Source organism: Streptomyces sp. NBC_00012 (assembly GCF_045040875.1).
Classification (GTDB): Bacteria; Actinomycetota; Actinomycetes; order Streptomycetales; family Streptomycetaceae; genus Streptomyces.
In genome coordinates this window covers 3,427,973-3,442,603 of record NZ_CP108309.1, presented here as the reverse complement: position 1 = coordinate 3,442,603, position 14,631 = coordinate 3,427,973, and the positions used below count along the sequence as shown (strand labels likewise).

The window sequence follows — 14,631 nt, the reverse complement described above, 5'->3', positions numbered from 1 at the left end:
CTGGAAGCTACCGCAGGGCACTGACAGCGAGGGTGGGATGTGCCCAAGCCGCCCGGATTCCGGTCACGTTCCGGGCTTGCGTCCGTACACGTATACGTCGTCGCCGTTCTTCAGCAGTTTCCAGTACGACTTGGCGTCGGCGGAACGCATGTTGACGCAGCCGTGCGATCCCGGCGGGTTCCACATCTTCACCCCCACCGCGTGGAACGCCTGACCCCCGTCGAAGAACTGGGAGTACGGCATCGACACGTGGTAGATCGACGAGACATGGTCGATGTGCCGCCAGTAGATCTTCTTCGACCCGGTGCGGGTCTCGTAGCCGTTGCGTCCGGTCCGCACCGGCACCGGACCGAACTTCAGCTTGCTGCCGTCCTGGATCCAGCTCAGCTGCCGGGTCAGGTCCACGCACGCGATGCGCCCCTTGTTCGTGGGGCACTTCTTGTCCTTGTTCGGGGTCTTGCCGGCCGCCTTCTGGGCGGTGAGCGTCTTCATCGTGCGCCAGGTGACCGGACCCGCGTACCCGATGGTGGGGGTGACCCCGTACGTGCTCTGGAACGACCTGATCGCCTTGCAGTCGGCGGCCGACTGCCTGCCGTCGACCGGCCGCTTCAGATACTTCTCGACCTGCTTCTGGTACGGCCCGGTGGACGTCGTGCAGGACGCCGCCTGCGCCGACCCGCCGGTGGCCAGTACCAGCGCCGGTACCGCGGTCAGGCCCGCGACCGACAGCGCGAGCCCGCGCCGCAGCCGGACTTTCCGTGTGTTCCCCGCCACTCCCATGTACGCCAACTCCCCTTCGCGCGCCGTGAGGTGATTCCGCCTGCTAGACGCGCGTCGGGGAGTGGATGGTTGTGCGCCGTATGTCTCAGTTCTGTACGGAGGCCATGCCCCGGTGCTGTACGGACGCCACCGGCACCGTCCGGCGCCGCTCCGCGCGGGCGGCCCGTGTCCCGTACAGGGTGATCGAGACGACGCCGAGGACCGCGAGCAGTCCCAGCGAGACGGTCCCGGCCCAGCCCCCGGCGTGGAAGGCGACCGCGCCCAGCGTGCCGCCCGCGCTGGAGCCCAGGTAGTACGCGGACTGGTAGAGCGCCGACGCCTGGGCGCGGCCCTTCGTCGCGGTACGGCTCACGGACGAGGAGGCGACCGCGTGCCCGGCGAAGAAGCCCGCCGTGATCAGGACCAGGCCGAGGAGCACCGCGGCCAGCCGGTCGGCGAGCGAGAGCAGCAGACCGGCGGCCGTGGTGGAGACGGCCAGGTACAGCGCGCCCCGGCGGCCGAGCCGGGCGACCAGCCTGCCGGCCGCGGCGGAGGAGACCGTACCGACGAGGTAGACGAGGAAGATCGAGCCGACGACGCCCTGGGGGAGGTTGAACGGCGCCTCCACCAGGCGGTACCCGATCACCGTGTAGACCGCGCCGAACACCGTCATGAACAGCGCGCCGATCGCGTACAGCCGGCGCAGCAGCGGATCGGCGAGGTGCCCGCCGACGGTCTTCGCGAGCGCCTTCGGGTTCAGCGTCCCCGGGGTGAAATTCCGTGCCCGGGGGATCATGAAGTGGAAGACGACCGCGCAGGCCACGGCCAGCACTCCGACCGCGCCGAGCGCCGCGCGCCAGCCCCACAGCTGGGCGATCCAACCGGTGAGGATGCGGCCGCTCATGCCGCCGATGCTGTTGCCGGCCACGAACAGCCCGATCGCGGCGACCAGTGCCTTCGGCCGTACCTCCTCGGCCAGGTACGCCATCGCCGAGGCGGGAAGCCCGGCCAGTGCCGCGCCCTGGACGGCGCGCAGCGCGATCAGCCAGCCCAGCGAGGGGGCGAAGGGGACGAGCAGCCCGACCAGCACGGCGACCGTCAGCGAGGCGGTCATCATCTGCCGCCGTCCGAACCGCTCGGAGAGCGCGCTCATCGGCAGTACGCACAGCGCCAGTGCGCCCGTCGCCGCGGAGACCGTCCAGCTGGCCTGTCCGGCCGTGGCGCCGAAGGAGGCGGAGACGGCGGGCAGCAGGGCCTGCGTGGAGTAGAGGAGTGCGAACGTCGCGACACCTGCGGCGAAGAGCGCGAAGCTCATCCGGCGGTAGCCGGGGCGGCCCGGTTCGAGACGCTCCGGCCCGGCGGTGGCGGGGGAGTCGGCGGTGGCGACGGGGGACGGCTGGGGCGAGGCGGCCACGGTGAGCGTGGACGCCCCGGTACTGGCAGGAGGCATGCTTCGAAAGTAGGCTCTCCGCTTTCATGCGTCCAATGCACGAAGTGGCGATAATCAATCCCATGGCGCATGAACGCAGCTCACAGCCCCGGCTGTCACCCAGTAGTTACGAAGAAGACATTCGCGCCGTGCTCGCGCCGCGACTGGCCCACTTCGAGGCGGTGGCCCGCCACGAGCACGTCACGCGCGCCGCGCAGGAGCTCGGAGTCCCGCAGTCGACGCTGTCGCGGGCGATGGTCAGGCTCGAACAGGATCTGGGAGTCGCCCTGTTCGCGCGCAAGGGCCGCACCGTCTCGCTCACCCCGGCGGGCCGCACCTTCCTGGGCTCCGCCGAGCGGGCCCTGGCCGAGGTCGAGAAGGCCGCCGACTCGGTACGGGCCGACGCCGACCCGGCCACCGGCAAGGTCGCCTTCGGCTTCCTCCACACCATGGGCTCGGAGACCGTCCCCGCACTCCTGCGCGCCTTCCGCGCCGATCACCCCCGGGTCCGCTTCCAGCTCGTGCAGAACTACGGCGAGGCGATGATCGAACGCCTGCGGGCCGGCGGCCTCGACCTCTGCCTCACCTCACCCGTCCCGGACGCCCCCGATCTCGTCGCCCGCCGCCTGGACGAACAGCGACTCCGCCTGGTCGTCCCCGAGGACCACCGCCTCGCCACGCGCCGCCGCATCCGCCTCGCGGAGGCCGCCGACGAAAAGTTCGTCACCCTCGAACCGGGTTACGGCCTGCGGCGGATCACCGACGACCTGTGCGCCGAGGCGGGCTTCGCGCCCCGGGTCGCCTTCGAGGGCGAGGAGGCGGAGACACTGCGCGGCCTGGTCGCGGCCGGGCTCGGCGTGGCCCTGCTGCCGCCGCCCGCGGTGGCCCGCCCCGGCGTCGTCGAACTGACCGTCACGGCCCCCAGGGCGGCCCGCGAGATCGGCGTCGCCTGGCTGGACGGCCACCCCGACACCCCACCGGTGGCCGCCTTCAAACGCTTCCTGCTGTCGAGGCGGGGGCATCTGCTGCCGGACTGACCCGGAAGGACGTGACAGCGAAACGTCCGATTCGTCGAGCCCTGTGGCGGAGCGCCGCTGCCTGCGTGTTACGGACAGGCGGACGGGTGGACAGGTGGGCCATGGGCTTCGGGAAGAGACGCAACTGCTGCTGCTCGTAGCAGCCGGCCGGACGGCACCGAGCCGGCGGACGAAGCGGGACAGGCCCTCGGCATCGGCGCGGCGAAAGGGCCGCAGGCCGCCCACGACCTCGCGGGCGGCGAACTCGACTGCGATGCCGATGCCCGGTCACCCCCGCAGCGACTTCCCGAACCCCGCCGCCAGCGGCATCCGCAGCCCCAACGGTGGCGGCGCCGCCAGCGCGTCGGCGACCGGTCGCGCGTACGCCCGGCCGAACAGAGAACCGCACACGAAGTCCGCGGCCAGAGCGGTCACTTCGGCCCGGTGCTGGCGCAGCCCGTGGCCGTCCGAGTGGACTTCGAAGCGGCAGGTGTCGCGGTTGGCCTTCTTGGCCCGCTCGGCCAGACGGAAGGACAGCTCGGGGTCGGTACGGGCGTCGTTGGTGCCGTGGACGAGCAGGACCTGGCGGCCGAGCAGGTGCTTCACCGGCTCCGCCCCGTCGGCCCCGCCCTCGGGGAGCCAAGGGGCCATCGCCAGCACGGAGTCGACCGCCGCGTGGCCGCCCGCCCGGAGCGCGGCCCGGCCGCCCATGCCGTGGCCGGCCAGGCAGACGGGGACATCGCCGTAGCGTCGTACGACCTCGTCCACCGCCCACTCGGCGTCCGCCGCCAGCTGCGCGTCGGTGGCGTTCCAGCCCCGGCAGCGATAGCGCACGACATGTGCGGCGAGTCCGTCGTCCTGCCCGGCGCGGGCCAGGGCGCGGGCCAGCGGCAGCTGGAGTGCGTAGGAGAGAGGGGATGGGCGGCGGTGCGAGTCGGCCTCGCCGTCCGGGAGCAGCAGAACAACGCCGCTGACCGCGGTTGGAGCTCCGGCCGTCCTGACGGCCCGTCCCAGCCTTGCGTCGGGCAGGGGGAGTGCGCGCTGTGCCATGACAGAACAGTGTCAGAAGGACAGGTGTACTCCACCCGTATTCGCGGTCACTGTTACGCATCGACAAGCGACAATCTACGCGCGTAGGCGCTAGAGTGCGCAAATGATGAGCCCGACCCTTCATGTGCCCGGCCAGGATCAGATCCGGCGTGCACCCAAGGTGCTTCTGCACGACCATCTCGACGGCGGCCTGCGTCCGGGGACGATCGTCGACCTCGCCCTCGCGAGTGGATACGAAGGACTTCCCGAGACCGAGCCCGACAAGCTCGGCATCTGGTTCCGCGAGGCGGCCGACTCCGGTTCGCTGGAGCGCTATCTGGAGACGTTCGCCCACACCTGCGCCGTCATGCAGACCCGCGAGGCGCTGGTCCGGGTGGCCGCCGAATGCGCCGAGGACCTGGCCGCGGACGGTGTCGTCTACGCCGAGGTGCGGTACGCCCCCGAGCAGCACCTGGAGGGCGGGCTGACCCTCGAAGAGGTCGTCGAGGCGGTCAACGAGGGGTTCCGTGAGGGCGAGCGGCGCGCCCGCCGGGACGGCAACCGGATCCGGGTGGGCGCACTCCTCACCGCGATGCGGCACGCGGCGCGCTCCCTGGAGATCGCCGAACTCGCCAACCGCTACCGCGACCAGGGCGTCGCCGGCTTCGACATCGCGGGCGCGGAGGCGGGCTTCCCGCCCACCCGGCACCTCGACGCCTTCGAGTACCTCAAGCGCGAGAACAACCATTTCACCATCCACGCGGGCGAGGCCTTCGGCCTGCCGTCGATCTGGCAGGCGCTCCAGTGGTGCGGTGCGGACCGGCTCGGCCACGGGGTCCGCATCATCGACGACATCGAGGTCACCGACGACGGCGTGAAGCTCGGCCGCCTCGCCTCCTACGTACGGGACAAGCGCATCCCGCTGGAGCTGTGCCCGACCTCCAACCTCCAGACCGGCGCCGCCTCCTCGTACGCGGAGCACCCCATCGGGCTGCTGCGGAAACTGCATTTCCGGGCCACCGTGAACACGGACAACCGGCTGATGAGCGGTACGAGCATGAGCCGCGAATTCGAGAAGCTGACCGAGACCTTCGGATACACGCTCGACGACATGCAGTGGTTCACCGTCAATGCGATGAAGTCGGCGTTCATTCCTTTTGATGAGCGTCTGGCGATGATCAACGATGTGATCAAGCCCGGATACGCCGAGCTGAAGTCCGAGTGGCTCTTCGAGCAGACCGCCGCGACCAGCGTTTCTTCCACTTCGGTGGGCTGACCGACGCCCATGCGGAGAAAGGCCGGGACGTCGGATTCCCGGCCTTTCCCGGCGTGTCGGCATGTTTGCGGGAAAGGCGGTGGGCTGGCTACTTTTCGGAGCCCCCCACGTCCCTCTCCCCAAGGATGAATTTCACATGAAGCAGTCTGCTGCCAGGACTCTCGGCGTCGCCGCTCTCGGCACCGCTTTCGCCGCCGCCGCCGCGGGCACCGCCTCCGCCGCCATGCTGCCGACCGACGCCGCGACCACTGCTCTGCCGGTCGCGAGCGCGGCACTGGGAACGGCGACCCAGAGCCTGCCGGTGCAGGAGACGGCCACCAAGCTGCTCGGCACCGACCAGCAGAAGCTCGTCGGCGAGGTCACCACCCCGGCCAAGGGCCTGCTCGGCGGCATGCCCGCGGGCGGCCTGCAGACCGGCGGCCTGTCGGCCAACGGTCTCCCGCTCGGCGGCTGATCCCGCACACACGTCCGTGGGGCGGACACCCGGACCGGGTGTCCGCCCCACAGGCGTATGCGTACGAGGTCACCAGGCGGCGGCGGCCGACGACGTCTTCTCGGACGGGAACAGCAGCCACAGCGCCAGGTACAGCAGAAACTGCGGCCCCGGCAGCAGGCAGGAGACCAGGAAGATCACGCGCATGGTCCCCGCGGAGGTGCCGAAGCGCCGTGCCAGCGCTGCGCACACTCCGCCGATCATGCGTCCGTCACGGGGGCGGGCAGGTGCGGCCATGGTGGGCTCCTTCGCGAACCGTTGCTGGGGAGCAGCTCCGTCGTGCTCCCGATGTATCCATGGTGGCCCGGCGAAGGGGGGCAAAGCGTCGCTCTACGGGGCGATCCCGACCCTGGGAATCGTCGGGGTCGAACCCTGGCCCGCCTCGTCCCTCGGGTGGGGTACCACCCCGACCCGCTCCTGCTTCCGGCGGCGCAGCCGCGCCCGGCACATGGGAACGACGAGCAGATGGGCGATGGCCACGCCGGTGGTGTTCAGCAGCAGCGAGTCGACGTCGACGACCTGACCGGGCACTCCGGTCTGGGCCAGCTCGATGGTCGTCGAGATCAGCGAACCCGCCGCGACGGTACGGGCCAGCGAGGCCCACGGGGAGACCGTGAGCCGGCCCCCGGCCATCGGCAGCAGCACACCCAGCGGGGCGAGCAGCAGCAGCTCCTCACCGATCCGGCGGGTGGCCTCGACCGGGTCGAGGGACAGGTCGGCCCTGATACCGGCGAAGGGTCGGAGATTCGAGGCGCCCATCCATGGCACATCGAGCGGGCGCAGGGTCAGCCACCCGACGAACAGCAGATGCGCGAGGAGGAGAGTCACCCCGGCCGCGCGGAAGCGGATGACGGCTGTACCGTCCGAACCTTGACGCACGCCCCCCAAGACGCCACGAACGGCAGGATCGGTTCCGCCGCTCCGGAATCGGCCCCGTCCGGTGCCGGAGAGCGGACCGCCGGGCGCTCAGGCCCCCGTACCGGTCCCCAGCGTCGCCACGGCCTTGGGGTGTGCCTTCATCTCCGAGGTGCACAGGTATCCGCGCGGCGGATAGCTTCCGGGCCCGCCCAGCACCACCGTGCCCTCGGGGGCGAGCGAGTCGCTCTCCGCGTACGTGCACACGATCTGTGCCAGCGCCTCGGACCGCAGGTCCTCCGGCTGCTCGCTGAGCCGCAGCGTGTCCGCCCGGTCACCGCTGCGGGCCCCGCCGACCCGCAGGGCCTTCGGGACGGTCGTGGAGTACCCGGCCCGCCGTTCGGCGGCGGGCGGCTTCAGCAGCAGCTCGTCCAGGAGTGCCTGCGCGATCCGGACCCGGTCCGAACCGGTCTCGTCGACCCGCACCGTACGGTCCACCGTGACCAGCTGCGAGGAGCAGACCAGATAGATCTGTACGGGGATGCCCTTGAGGGCCTGCGTCGTGACGTTCTCCGCGGACATCGTGCACGGCACCTGGGACGGTGCGGCCCCGGCGTCCACCGGCACCGTGGTGGACCTGATCCCGCAGCCTGCGGCCAGCACGGCCCCGACCACGGCCCCGGCCAGTGCCACGGCCGGGCGGCGTGCCCGGCGATTCCTGCTGTCCATCACGTCGCGTCGCCCTCCTCGTCCCGGTCCCCGGCCTCGTGCCCATCGCCGGAACGGGTGAGCGCTTCGGCGTCGCGCGGCAGTCGCAGCACGAACACCGCGCCGTCGCCGTCCGGCGAGTTCGCGGCCGTGATGTCACCGCCGTGGATGTGCGCGTTCTCCATGGCGATCGAAAGACCGAGACCGCTGCCCTCGGAACGCGGGCGCGAGGCGCTGGCCTTGTAGAACCGGTCGAAGACGTGCGGCAGCACGTCCTCGGGGATGCCGGGGCCGTGGTCCCGGACCTCGATGACGAGCTGGTCGCCCTCGGTCCGCACCGCGACCCGCACCGGTGAACCGCCGTGCTTGAGCGCGTTGCCGATCAGATTCGCCAGGATCACATCGAGCCGGCGCGGGTCCAGACGCACCATCATGCCGCGCTCGGCGTCCAGATCCACCGCGTCCAGCCAGGCACGGGCGTCGATGCAGGCGGTGACCTGGTCGGCGACGTCCACGGTGTCGAGGACGAGCCGGGCCGTACCCGCGTCGAAGCGGGTGACCTCCATCAGGTTCTCCACCAGGTCGTTGAGGCGCCGGGTCTCGCTCACCACCAGCCGCACCGCGGGCGCGATCATCGGGTCGAGGCTGTCCGCCTCGTCCTCCAGCACCTCGGTGACGGCGGTCAGCGCGGTGAGCGGGGTGCGCAGCTCGTGCGACATGTCGGCGACGAACCGTCGGCTCGCCTCGTCCCGCGCGCTCATGTCCGCGACCCGCTTCTCCAGCGAACTCGCGGTCCGGTTGAACGTACGGGAGAGATCGGCCAGTTCATCCGTGCCGGAGACCACCAGCCGGGTGTCGAGCTTGCCCTCGCCGAGCTTGCGGGCGGCGTCGCCGAGCCGCTGCACGGGCCGCAGCACGGTCGTCGCCGCGGCCTGCGCGAGCAGCGCCGAGCCGATCAGCGCGAGCCCGGTGGCGATGCCCAGGGACCAGGCCAGCGAGTTGAGGTCCTGCCGTTCCTGGTCGAGCGACTTCAGCATGTAGCCGGTCGGGCCACCACCGATGATCTTCGTGCCACCCACCAGGTACGGCGTGCCGCGGATGCTGGTCCGCTGCCAGAACAGGTGGTACTCGTACTTGTTGCCCGTCTCCACCGGCTGCTTCTTGTTGACCGCCTTCTGCAACGACAGCGGTACGTTGTCGAGCGTGAAGGTGTCCAGGTCGGAGTTGCCGACGATCGGCTTGCCGGTGTCGCGCTCGTCGACCAGCAGCACGCTGTAGCCGGGCGAACTGCTCGCCATCTGCACGGCGGCGTTCTGCAGATCGTCCCTGGTGGGGTGGAGCGGCAACGAGGCCGCCCGGCCCTGCATCTCCTGGCGGAAGTCCCCGAGCGCGGAGTCCTGGGTACGGGTGAGCACGGCCTCGCGGTTCAGCCAGTACGCGATCCCCGACGCGGACACCGCGGCGGTCAGCGCCACCAGGGCGAACACCACGACGAGCCGCAGCCGCAGACTGGTCCAGCGAAGCCCGGTGAGCAGGCTCCGTTTGACGGCATCGCTCACTGAGGCGAGTCCAGCCGGTAGCCCACACCCCGGACGGTACGGATCAGCGTCGGCGAGGACGGCACGTCTTCGACCTTGGCCCGCAGCCGCTGTACACACGCGTCCACCAGCCGGGAGTCACCGAGGTAGTCGTGCTCCCAGACCAGCCGCAGCAGCTGCTGCCGGGACAGGGCCTGACCCGGCCGGCGGCTCAGCTCCAGCAGGAGACGCAGCTCCGTCGGCGTGAGCTGCAGGTCCTCGCCGTTCTTGGTCACGGTCATCGCGGAACGGTCGATCACCACGCTCCCGAACGAGGCGGAGTCGGTGGACTCGCGCTCGCCGCGGCGCAGCACCGCGCGGATCCGGGCGTCGAGCACCCGGCCCTGCACGGGTTTCACCACGTAGTCGTCGGCGCCGGACTCCAGCCCGACCACGACGTCGATGTCGTCGCTGCGCGCGGTCAGCAGAATGATCGGCAGCTGGTCGGTGCGCCGGATCCGCCGGCACACCTCGAAGCCGTCGATCCCGGGCAGCATCACATCCAGCACGATCAGGTCCGGCCGCTGCTCACGCAGCAGTTTCAGGCCGTCCTCTCCCGTCGCCGCAGTGGCCACACGGTGGCCCTGGCGCGACAGCGAGAGTTCGAGGGCCGTGCGGATGGCGTCGTCGTCCTCGATCAGCAACAGGAAAGGCACGCTGGTCATTCTGACCCATGGTGGTGCCCCAGTTCGACAGTTGGGGTCGACTCATACATCCCGCGCGCCCCGGCCGCACCATCGGCAGGCCCTGTGACAGGCCTGTGACAGTCGGCGGACAACGCCATGAAACTGCCCCGGCAAGCTCATTGGCACAAGGAACGGACGGACTCCACCGATGGGGGGCGCGAGATGAACGCAACTCACAGCACCACCGCAAGCGCAGTTGTCACGCGTCTCCACGACATCGGCCGGAGTGCCGAGAAGTCCGGCGCCGGAGGGGGTGCCTCCCTGGTCGAGCGCAGCCGAGACCTCGGGGGAGGGCGGGGGTGCGTTCGTGGCGCCGGGCGTCAGCACCTGTCGTACATGACGGTGGTTGACGCGCCTGTGGGGGGCAACGGGGGGAACAACGGGGGCAGCGCGTACGGGGAGGTCACTGGGGAGCGGAAGGCCCCGGCGCAGGGCGAGGACGCCGAAGCGGCGTTCACGGCCTACGTCCGGGAGCGCCGCGCCTCCCTGTACGCAACCGCCTACCACCTGACCGGCGACCGGTTCGAGGCCGAGGACCTGCTGCAGAGCGCCCTCTTCTCGACGTACCGGGCCTGGGACCGGATCAGCGACAAGGCGGCGGTCGGCGGCTATCTGCGCCGCACCATGACGAACCTGCACATCAGTGCCTGGCGCAGGCGCAAGCTCAACGAGTACCCGACCGAGGAGCTGCCGGAGACGGCGGGCGACACGGACGCGATGCGCGGCACGGAACTGCGCGCCGTGCTCTGGCAGGCGCTGGCGCGGCTGCCGGAACTCCAGCGCACGATGCTGGTCCTGCGTTACTACGAGGGCCGCACCGATCCGGAGATCGCGGCCATCCTCGACATCAGCGTCGGCACGGTGAAGTCCAGCATCTGGCGGTCGCTCCGCCGGCTGCGCGAGGACGAGGTCCTCAGCTTCGGCCGTGACGAGGAGGAGTCCTTCGGCGAGTTGGTGGCCTGAGGCGAGGGGGACACGGGGGAGAACGGGGCCGCTGCTTCGGGGGAGGCGGCGGAACACGGGGGAAGTGCTGCGGGGTCGGATGGGCCGGGGGGTCCTGTCCGGCCCCGTTCGCGTGTGCGGGGGAGGCCCGGGCGCACGCGACTCGATCTCGCGGTGGCCCTCCCCGTCGCGCGTGTGCGCGGGAGGCTCGGCATCGGGACGCCGACCTGGGCGCAACCGTCCCCCGTCGCGTGCGTACGCGGGAGGCCCGCTATGCCGTCCCGCGTGCGGCGGGCGCCCGCCGGCACCGCCCCGCCGCCGCCGCGGCCAGCCGGCCCAGGGCCTCTTCCTTGCCGCACGGATACGCGCCCAGGGCCGTCTGGCGTGCCACGATCCGGCGCTCCGCCCGCATCAGCCGCCAGCCGCGCCGCAGCAGGAACGGCACCGACTTGCGGCCCTCGCGCAGATCGCGCAGCAACCGGCGGCGGAACGTCGTCGTCGGGCGGCCGCGCAGGCAGAGTGCGTCGGCCAGGACGCCGAGTTCCTGGCACCGCTCGACTATGTCCGCCGCGAAGATTCCCTCGGCCACGAACAGCGGCGTGCGCTCGATGTGGAGGGCCTCCCGGTCGACCCGGGAGCTGGTGGTGATGTCGTAGACCGGGACGTGGGTGCGGCCGGTGCGGCACAGCTCCGTGATCGCGGTGACCGCCGCGTCGGCGTCCCAGGACTGTGCGGAGTCCCAGTCGATGTCCGTACTGCCGGGGACGAGCGGCAGCGTGGGGTCGTCGCCCTCCTTGTAGAAGTCGTCCAGGCGCAGCACCGGGAGATCGGTGCGGGCGGCGAGGGAGGACTTGCCGGAGCCGGAAGGGCCCGCGAGCAGTACGACGCGGGTCGGGATCGGTTGGGAATTCACAGAACACGAGTGTGAGGCATTGACCCGCGCAGGGGATCCCCCGGTGCCCTTGTTGGTATCGAGCATCACACCTCAACTACTCTACGCATTCACGTGATTACTCGATCGTCTCGATCAGGTGGGAACTCCATGGCACGTCATGCACTTTCCAAGTCCCGTCGCCGCGCTCTGCTGCGAGCAGGTCTGACCGTCACCGCGGTGGGTGCCGCGCTCGGTGCGGGGGGTGCGGCGGCCCAGGCGGCGCCGCTGCCCCACGTGCCGGTCGTGGGCGCCGACACCGCCCTCGGCGAGGCCGGTGATGCCACCGGTGGCGCGGTGACCGGGGCGCTCGGTCACTCGCTCCGCAACGGCATCGCCCCGGTGACACATCTGCGGCTCGATCCGCTGGCCGGCACGGGCACGGACCCGCTGAACAACGCGGTGGGGACACAGATCGCCGACTTCAAGCCGCTCTCCACGGCCGCCGTCACCGACCCGCTGACCAGTGGTGGCGCGCTGAAGGACCTGCCGGTGGTCGGGCCGGCGGCGCAGGCGCTGCACGGCGGCTGAGCAGCCGGCAACGGCCTGTTCCTCCGGGGGCCGGAGGAACAGGCCGTTGCCGTGCAGGGGACCGGTCAGTACGAGGAGCCCGAGACGCCCAGGGCGCCCGTCGGGTGCCAGACCGTCTTGGTCTCCAGGAAGGCCGTCAGGCGGTGGGTGCCCGGATCGGCCGTCCAGTCCGCAGCGCCGCCGTCCACAGGCTGTGGACGCAGGACCCGCTTCAGGTTGTCGGCCGCCGCGATCTCCAGCTCCTTCGCCAGCGCGGCGTCGGCGCCCGTGAGGTCGATGGCGTTGACGTCCTGGTGGGAGGCGAGCGGCGTCGCGATCTCCGCCGTCCTGCCGGACAGGATGTTCACCACGCCGCCCGGCAGGTCGGAGGTGGCCAGCACCTCGCCCAGGGACAGGGCCGGGAGCGGGGAGTCCGCCGAGGCGATGACGACGGCCGTGTTGCCGGTCGCGATCACCGGGGCGATCACCGAGACCAGACCCAGGAACGACGACTCCTGGGGCGCCAGGACCGTGACCACACCGGTCGGTTCGGGGGTGGACAGGTTGAAGAACGGGCCCGCGACCGGGTTCGCCCCGCCCACGACCTGGCCGATCTTGTCGGTCCAGCCCGCGTACCAGACCCAGCGGTCGATCGCCGCGTCCACGACGGCCGCCGCCTTGGACTTCGACAGGCCCTCCGCGTCCGCCACTTCCCGTACGAACTGGTCCTTGCGGCCCTCCAGCATCTCCGCGACGCGGTAGAGGATCTGGCCGCGGTTGTACGCGGTCGCTCCCGACCAGCCGCCGAACGCCTTGCGGGCGGCCACGACCGCGTCGCGCGCGTCCTTGCGGGAGGACTGGGGGGCGTTCGCCAGCCACTTGCCCTTAGAGTCCGTCACCTCGTACACCCGGCCGCTCTCGGAGCGGGGGAACTTGCCCCCGACGTACAGCTTGTAGGTCTTGAAGACGCTCAGACGGTTATCGGACATCGAGGTACGCCTCCAGGCCGTGACGGCCGCCTTCGCGGCCGAAGCCCGACTCCTTGTAGCCGCCGAAGGGCGAGGTCGGGTCGAACTTGTTGAACGTGTTGGCCCAGACGACGCCCGCCCGGAGCTTGTTCGCCACCGCGAGGATGCGGGAGCCCTTCTCCGTCCAGATGCCGGCCGAGAGGCCGTACTGGCTGTTGTTGGCCTTGGCGACCGCCTCGTCGGGCGTACGGAACGACAGCACCGACAGCACCGGGCCGAAGATCTCGTCGCGCGCGATGGTGTGCGCCTGGGTGACGTTGGTGAACAGCGTCGGGGCGAACCAGTAACCGGCGGAGGGGAGCTCGCAGGGGGCACTCCAGCGCTCGGCGCCCTCCGCCTCGCCCGTCTCGGTGAGCGCGGTGATCCGGGCGAGCTGCTCCGCGGAGTTGATCGCGCCGATGTCGGTGTTCTTGTCCAGCGGGTCGCCGAGCCGGAGCGTGGACAGCCGGCGCTTCAGCGCGTCCAGCAGCTCGTCCTGGACCGACTCCTGGACCAGGAGCCGCGAGCCCGCGCAGCAGACCTGGCCCTGGTTGAAGAAGATGCCGGTGACGATGCCCTCGACGGCCTGGTCGATCGGGGCGTCGTCGAAGACGATGTTGGCGCCCTTGCCGCCCAGTTCGAGGGTGACCCTCTTGTCCGTGCCGGCGACCTGGCGGGCGATGGCCTTGCCGACCGCGGTCGAGCCGGTGAAGGCGACCTTGTTCACGTCCTCGTGCGCGACGAGGGCTGCGCCCGCGTCCCCGTAGCCGGGAAGGATGTTCACGACGCCCTTGGGCAGGCCCGCCTGGCGGCAGATGTCCGCGAAGAACAGCGCGGAGAGCGGGGTCGTCTCGGCGGGCTTGAGGACCACCGTGTTGCCGGTGGCGAGCGCCGGGGCGATCTTCCAGGCCAGCATCAGGAGGGGGAAGTTCCAGGGGATGACCTGGCCCGCGACGCCGAGGGGGGCCGGGTTCGGTCCGTAGCCCGCGTGGTCCAGCTTGTCGGCCCAGCCCGCGTAGTAGAAGAAGTGCGCGGCGACCAGCGGGAGGTCCGCGTCGCGGGTCTCCTTGATCGGCTTGCCGTTGTCGAGGGTCTCCAGGACGGCGAGCTCGCGGCTGCGCTCCTGGATGATCCGGGCGATCCGGAAGAGGTACTTGGCGCGCTCGGAGCCGGGCAGCGCCGACCACTTCTCGAACGCCTTGCGGGCCGCCTTCACGGCCCGGTCCACGTCGGCCGCACCGGCCTGCGCGACCTCGGACAGCACCTCCTCGCTGCTCGGCGAGACGGTCTTGAAGACCTTGCCGTCGGCCGCCTCGGCGAACTCGCCGTCGATGAACAGCCCGTACGACGGCGCGATGTCGACGACCGAGCGCGACTCGGGGGCGGGGGCGTACTCGAATACAGATGCCATGG

General features: G+C 71.0%; 16 protein-coding genes. 5 read left to right on the top strand and 11 right to left on the bottom strand.

The window, feature by feature from the left end:
* Window positions 1-63 precede the first annotated feature (63 nt).
* Window positions 64-780, bottom strand: a complete 717-nt coding sequence (locus OHA19_RS15645; RefSeq protein WP_405716062.1) for a L,D-transpeptidase family protein — start codon at window positions 778-780, stop codon at window positions 64-66.
* Between the two features lie 85 nt (window positions 781-865).
* Window positions 866-2,209 carry an MFS transporter gene (locus OHA19_RS15640; protein WP_405716064.1) on the bottom strand — a complete coding sequence of 448 codons (1,344 nt, stop codon included), beginning with the start codon at window positions 2,207-2,209 and terminating at the stop codon, window positions 866-868.
* Between the two features lie 62 nt (window positions 2,210-2,271).
* Here OHA19_RS15640 and OHA19_RS15635 point away from each other — a divergent pair, with 62 nt between their 5' ends.
* Entirely contained in the window at window positions 2,272-3,225 is a 954-nt protein-coding gene (locus OHA19_RS15635; protein WP_405716066.1) for a LysR family transcriptional regulator, read from the top strand.
* Between the two features lie 267 nt (window positions 3,226-3,492).
* On the opposite strand, the gene OHA19_RS15630 is transcribed toward OHA19_RS15635, so the two are convergent.
* Window positions 3,493-4,254 carry an alpha/beta hydrolase family protein gene (locus OHA19_RS15630; protein ID WP_405716068.1) on the bottom strand — a complete coding sequence of 254 codons (762 nt, stop codon included), beginning with the start codon at window positions 4,252-4,254 and terminating at the stop codon, window positions 3,493-3,495.
* 103 nt (window positions 4,255-4,357) lie between these two features.
* Here OHA19_RS15630 and OHA19_RS15625 point away from each other — a divergent pair, with 103 nt between their 5' ends.
* Both OHA19_RS15625 and OHA19_RS15620 read left to right on the top strand, forming a co-directional pair.
* Window positions 4,358-5,509: an adenosine deaminase gene (locus OHA19_RS15625; RefSeq protein WP_405716069.1), complete on the top strand. Its 1,152-nt coding sequence runs from the start codon at window positions 4,358-4,360 to the stop codon at window positions 5,507-5,509.
* A 136-nt stretch (window positions 5,510-5,645) separates the two neighbouring features.
* Window positions 5,646-5,963, top strand: a complete 318-nt coding sequence (locus OHA19_RS15620) for a hypothetical protein (RefSeq protein WP_405716071.1) — start codon at window positions 5,646-5,648, stop codon at window positions 5,961-5,963.
* 69 nt (window positions 5,964-6,032) lie between these two features.
* Here the strand turns inward: OHA19_RS15620 and OHA19_RS15615 are convergent, their stop codons facing one another.
* The 5 genes from OHA19_RS15615 to afsQ1 all read right to left on the bottom strand — a co-directional run bounded on the left by OHA19_RS15615 (window position 6,033) and on the right by afsQ1 (window position 9,798).
* On the bottom strand, window positions 6,033-6,239 hold the full coding sequence (locus OHA19_RS15615; RefSeq protein WP_405716072.1) for a PspC domain-containing protein: 207 nt from the start codon (window positions 6,237-6,239) through the stop codon (window positions 6,033-6,035).
* 93 nt (window positions 6,240-6,332) lie between these two features.
* Complete coding sequence (locus tag OHA19_RS15610; protein ID WP_405716074.1) at window positions 6,333-6,881, bottom strand: VanZ family protein; 549 nt, start codon at window positions 6,879-6,881, stop codon at window positions 6,333-6,335.
* Window positions 6,882-6,968: 87 nt separating this feature from the next.
* A complete protein-coding gene (locus OHA19_RS15605) occupies window positions 6,969-7,586 on the bottom strand; it encodes a GerMN domain-containing protein (protein ID WP_405716075.1) in 618 nt (205 codons plus the stop codon).
* Window positions 7,586-9,124: an ATP-binding protein gene (locus tag OHA19_RS15600; RefSeq protein ID WP_405716077.1), complete on the bottom strand. Its 1,539-nt coding sequence runs from the start codon at window positions 9,122-9,124 to the stop codon at window positions 7,586-7,588. Before OHA19_RS15600 ends, OHA19_RS15605 begins: the two co-directional genes overlap by 1 nt.
* Window positions 9,121-9,798 carry a two-component system response regulator AfsQ1 gene (gene afsQ1 / locus OHA19_RS15595; RefSeq protein ID WP_206433404.1) on the bottom strand — a complete coding sequence of 226 codons (678 nt, stop codon included), beginning with the start codon at window positions 9,796-9,798 and terminating at the stop codon, window positions 9,121-9,123. The genes OHA19_RS15600 and afsQ1 overlap by 4 nt, the downstream gene beginning before the upstream one ends.
* 192 nt (window positions 9,799-9,990) lie before the next feature.
* Here afsQ1 and OHA19_RS15590 point away from each other — a divergent pair, with 192 nt between their 5' ends.
* Window positions 9,991-10,791: a SigE family RNA polymerase sigma factor gene (locus OHA19_RS15590; protein ID WP_405716078.1), complete on the top strand. Its 801-nt coding sequence runs from the start codon at window positions 9,991-9,993 to the stop codon at window positions 10,789-10,791.
* A gap of 250 nt (window positions 10,792-11,041) precedes the next feature.
* On the opposite strand, the gene OHA19_RS15585 is transcribed toward OHA19_RS15590, so the two are convergent.
* On the bottom strand, window positions 11,042-11,749 hold the full coding sequence (locus OHA19_RS15585) for a uridine kinase (RefSeq protein WP_405716079.1): 708 nt from the start codon (window positions 11,747-11,749) through the stop codon (window positions 11,042-11,044).
* 63 nt (window positions 11,750-11,812) lie between these two features.
* On the opposite strand from OHA19_RS15585, the gene OHA19_RS15580 reads away from it, so the two are divergent.
* Window positions 11,813-12,232: a hypothetical protein gene (locus tag OHA19_RS15580; RefSeq protein ID WP_405716081.1), complete on the top strand. Its 420-nt coding sequence runs from the start codon at window positions 11,813-11,815 to the stop codon at window positions 12,230-12,232.
* 65 nt (window positions 12,233-12,297) lie between these two features.
* Here OHA19_RS15580 and OHA19_RS15575 read toward each other — a convergent pair whose 3' ends face one another.
* Window positions 12,298-13,200, bottom strand: coding sequence for an aldehyde dehydrogenase family protein (locus OHA19_RS15575; protein WP_405716082.1), 903 nt, complete (start codon window positions 13,198-13,200; stop codon window positions 12,298-12,300).
* Window positions 13,190-14,629 (bottom strand): aldehyde dehydrogenase family protein, encoded by a 1,440-nt coding sequence (locus OHA19_RS15570; RefSeq protein WP_405750566.1) that lies wholly within the window; start codon window positions 14,627-14,629, stop codon window positions 13,190-13,192. Before OHA19_RS15570 ends, OHA19_RS15575 begins: the two co-directional genes overlap by 11 nt.
* Window positions 14,630-14,631 lie beyond the last annotated feature (2 nt).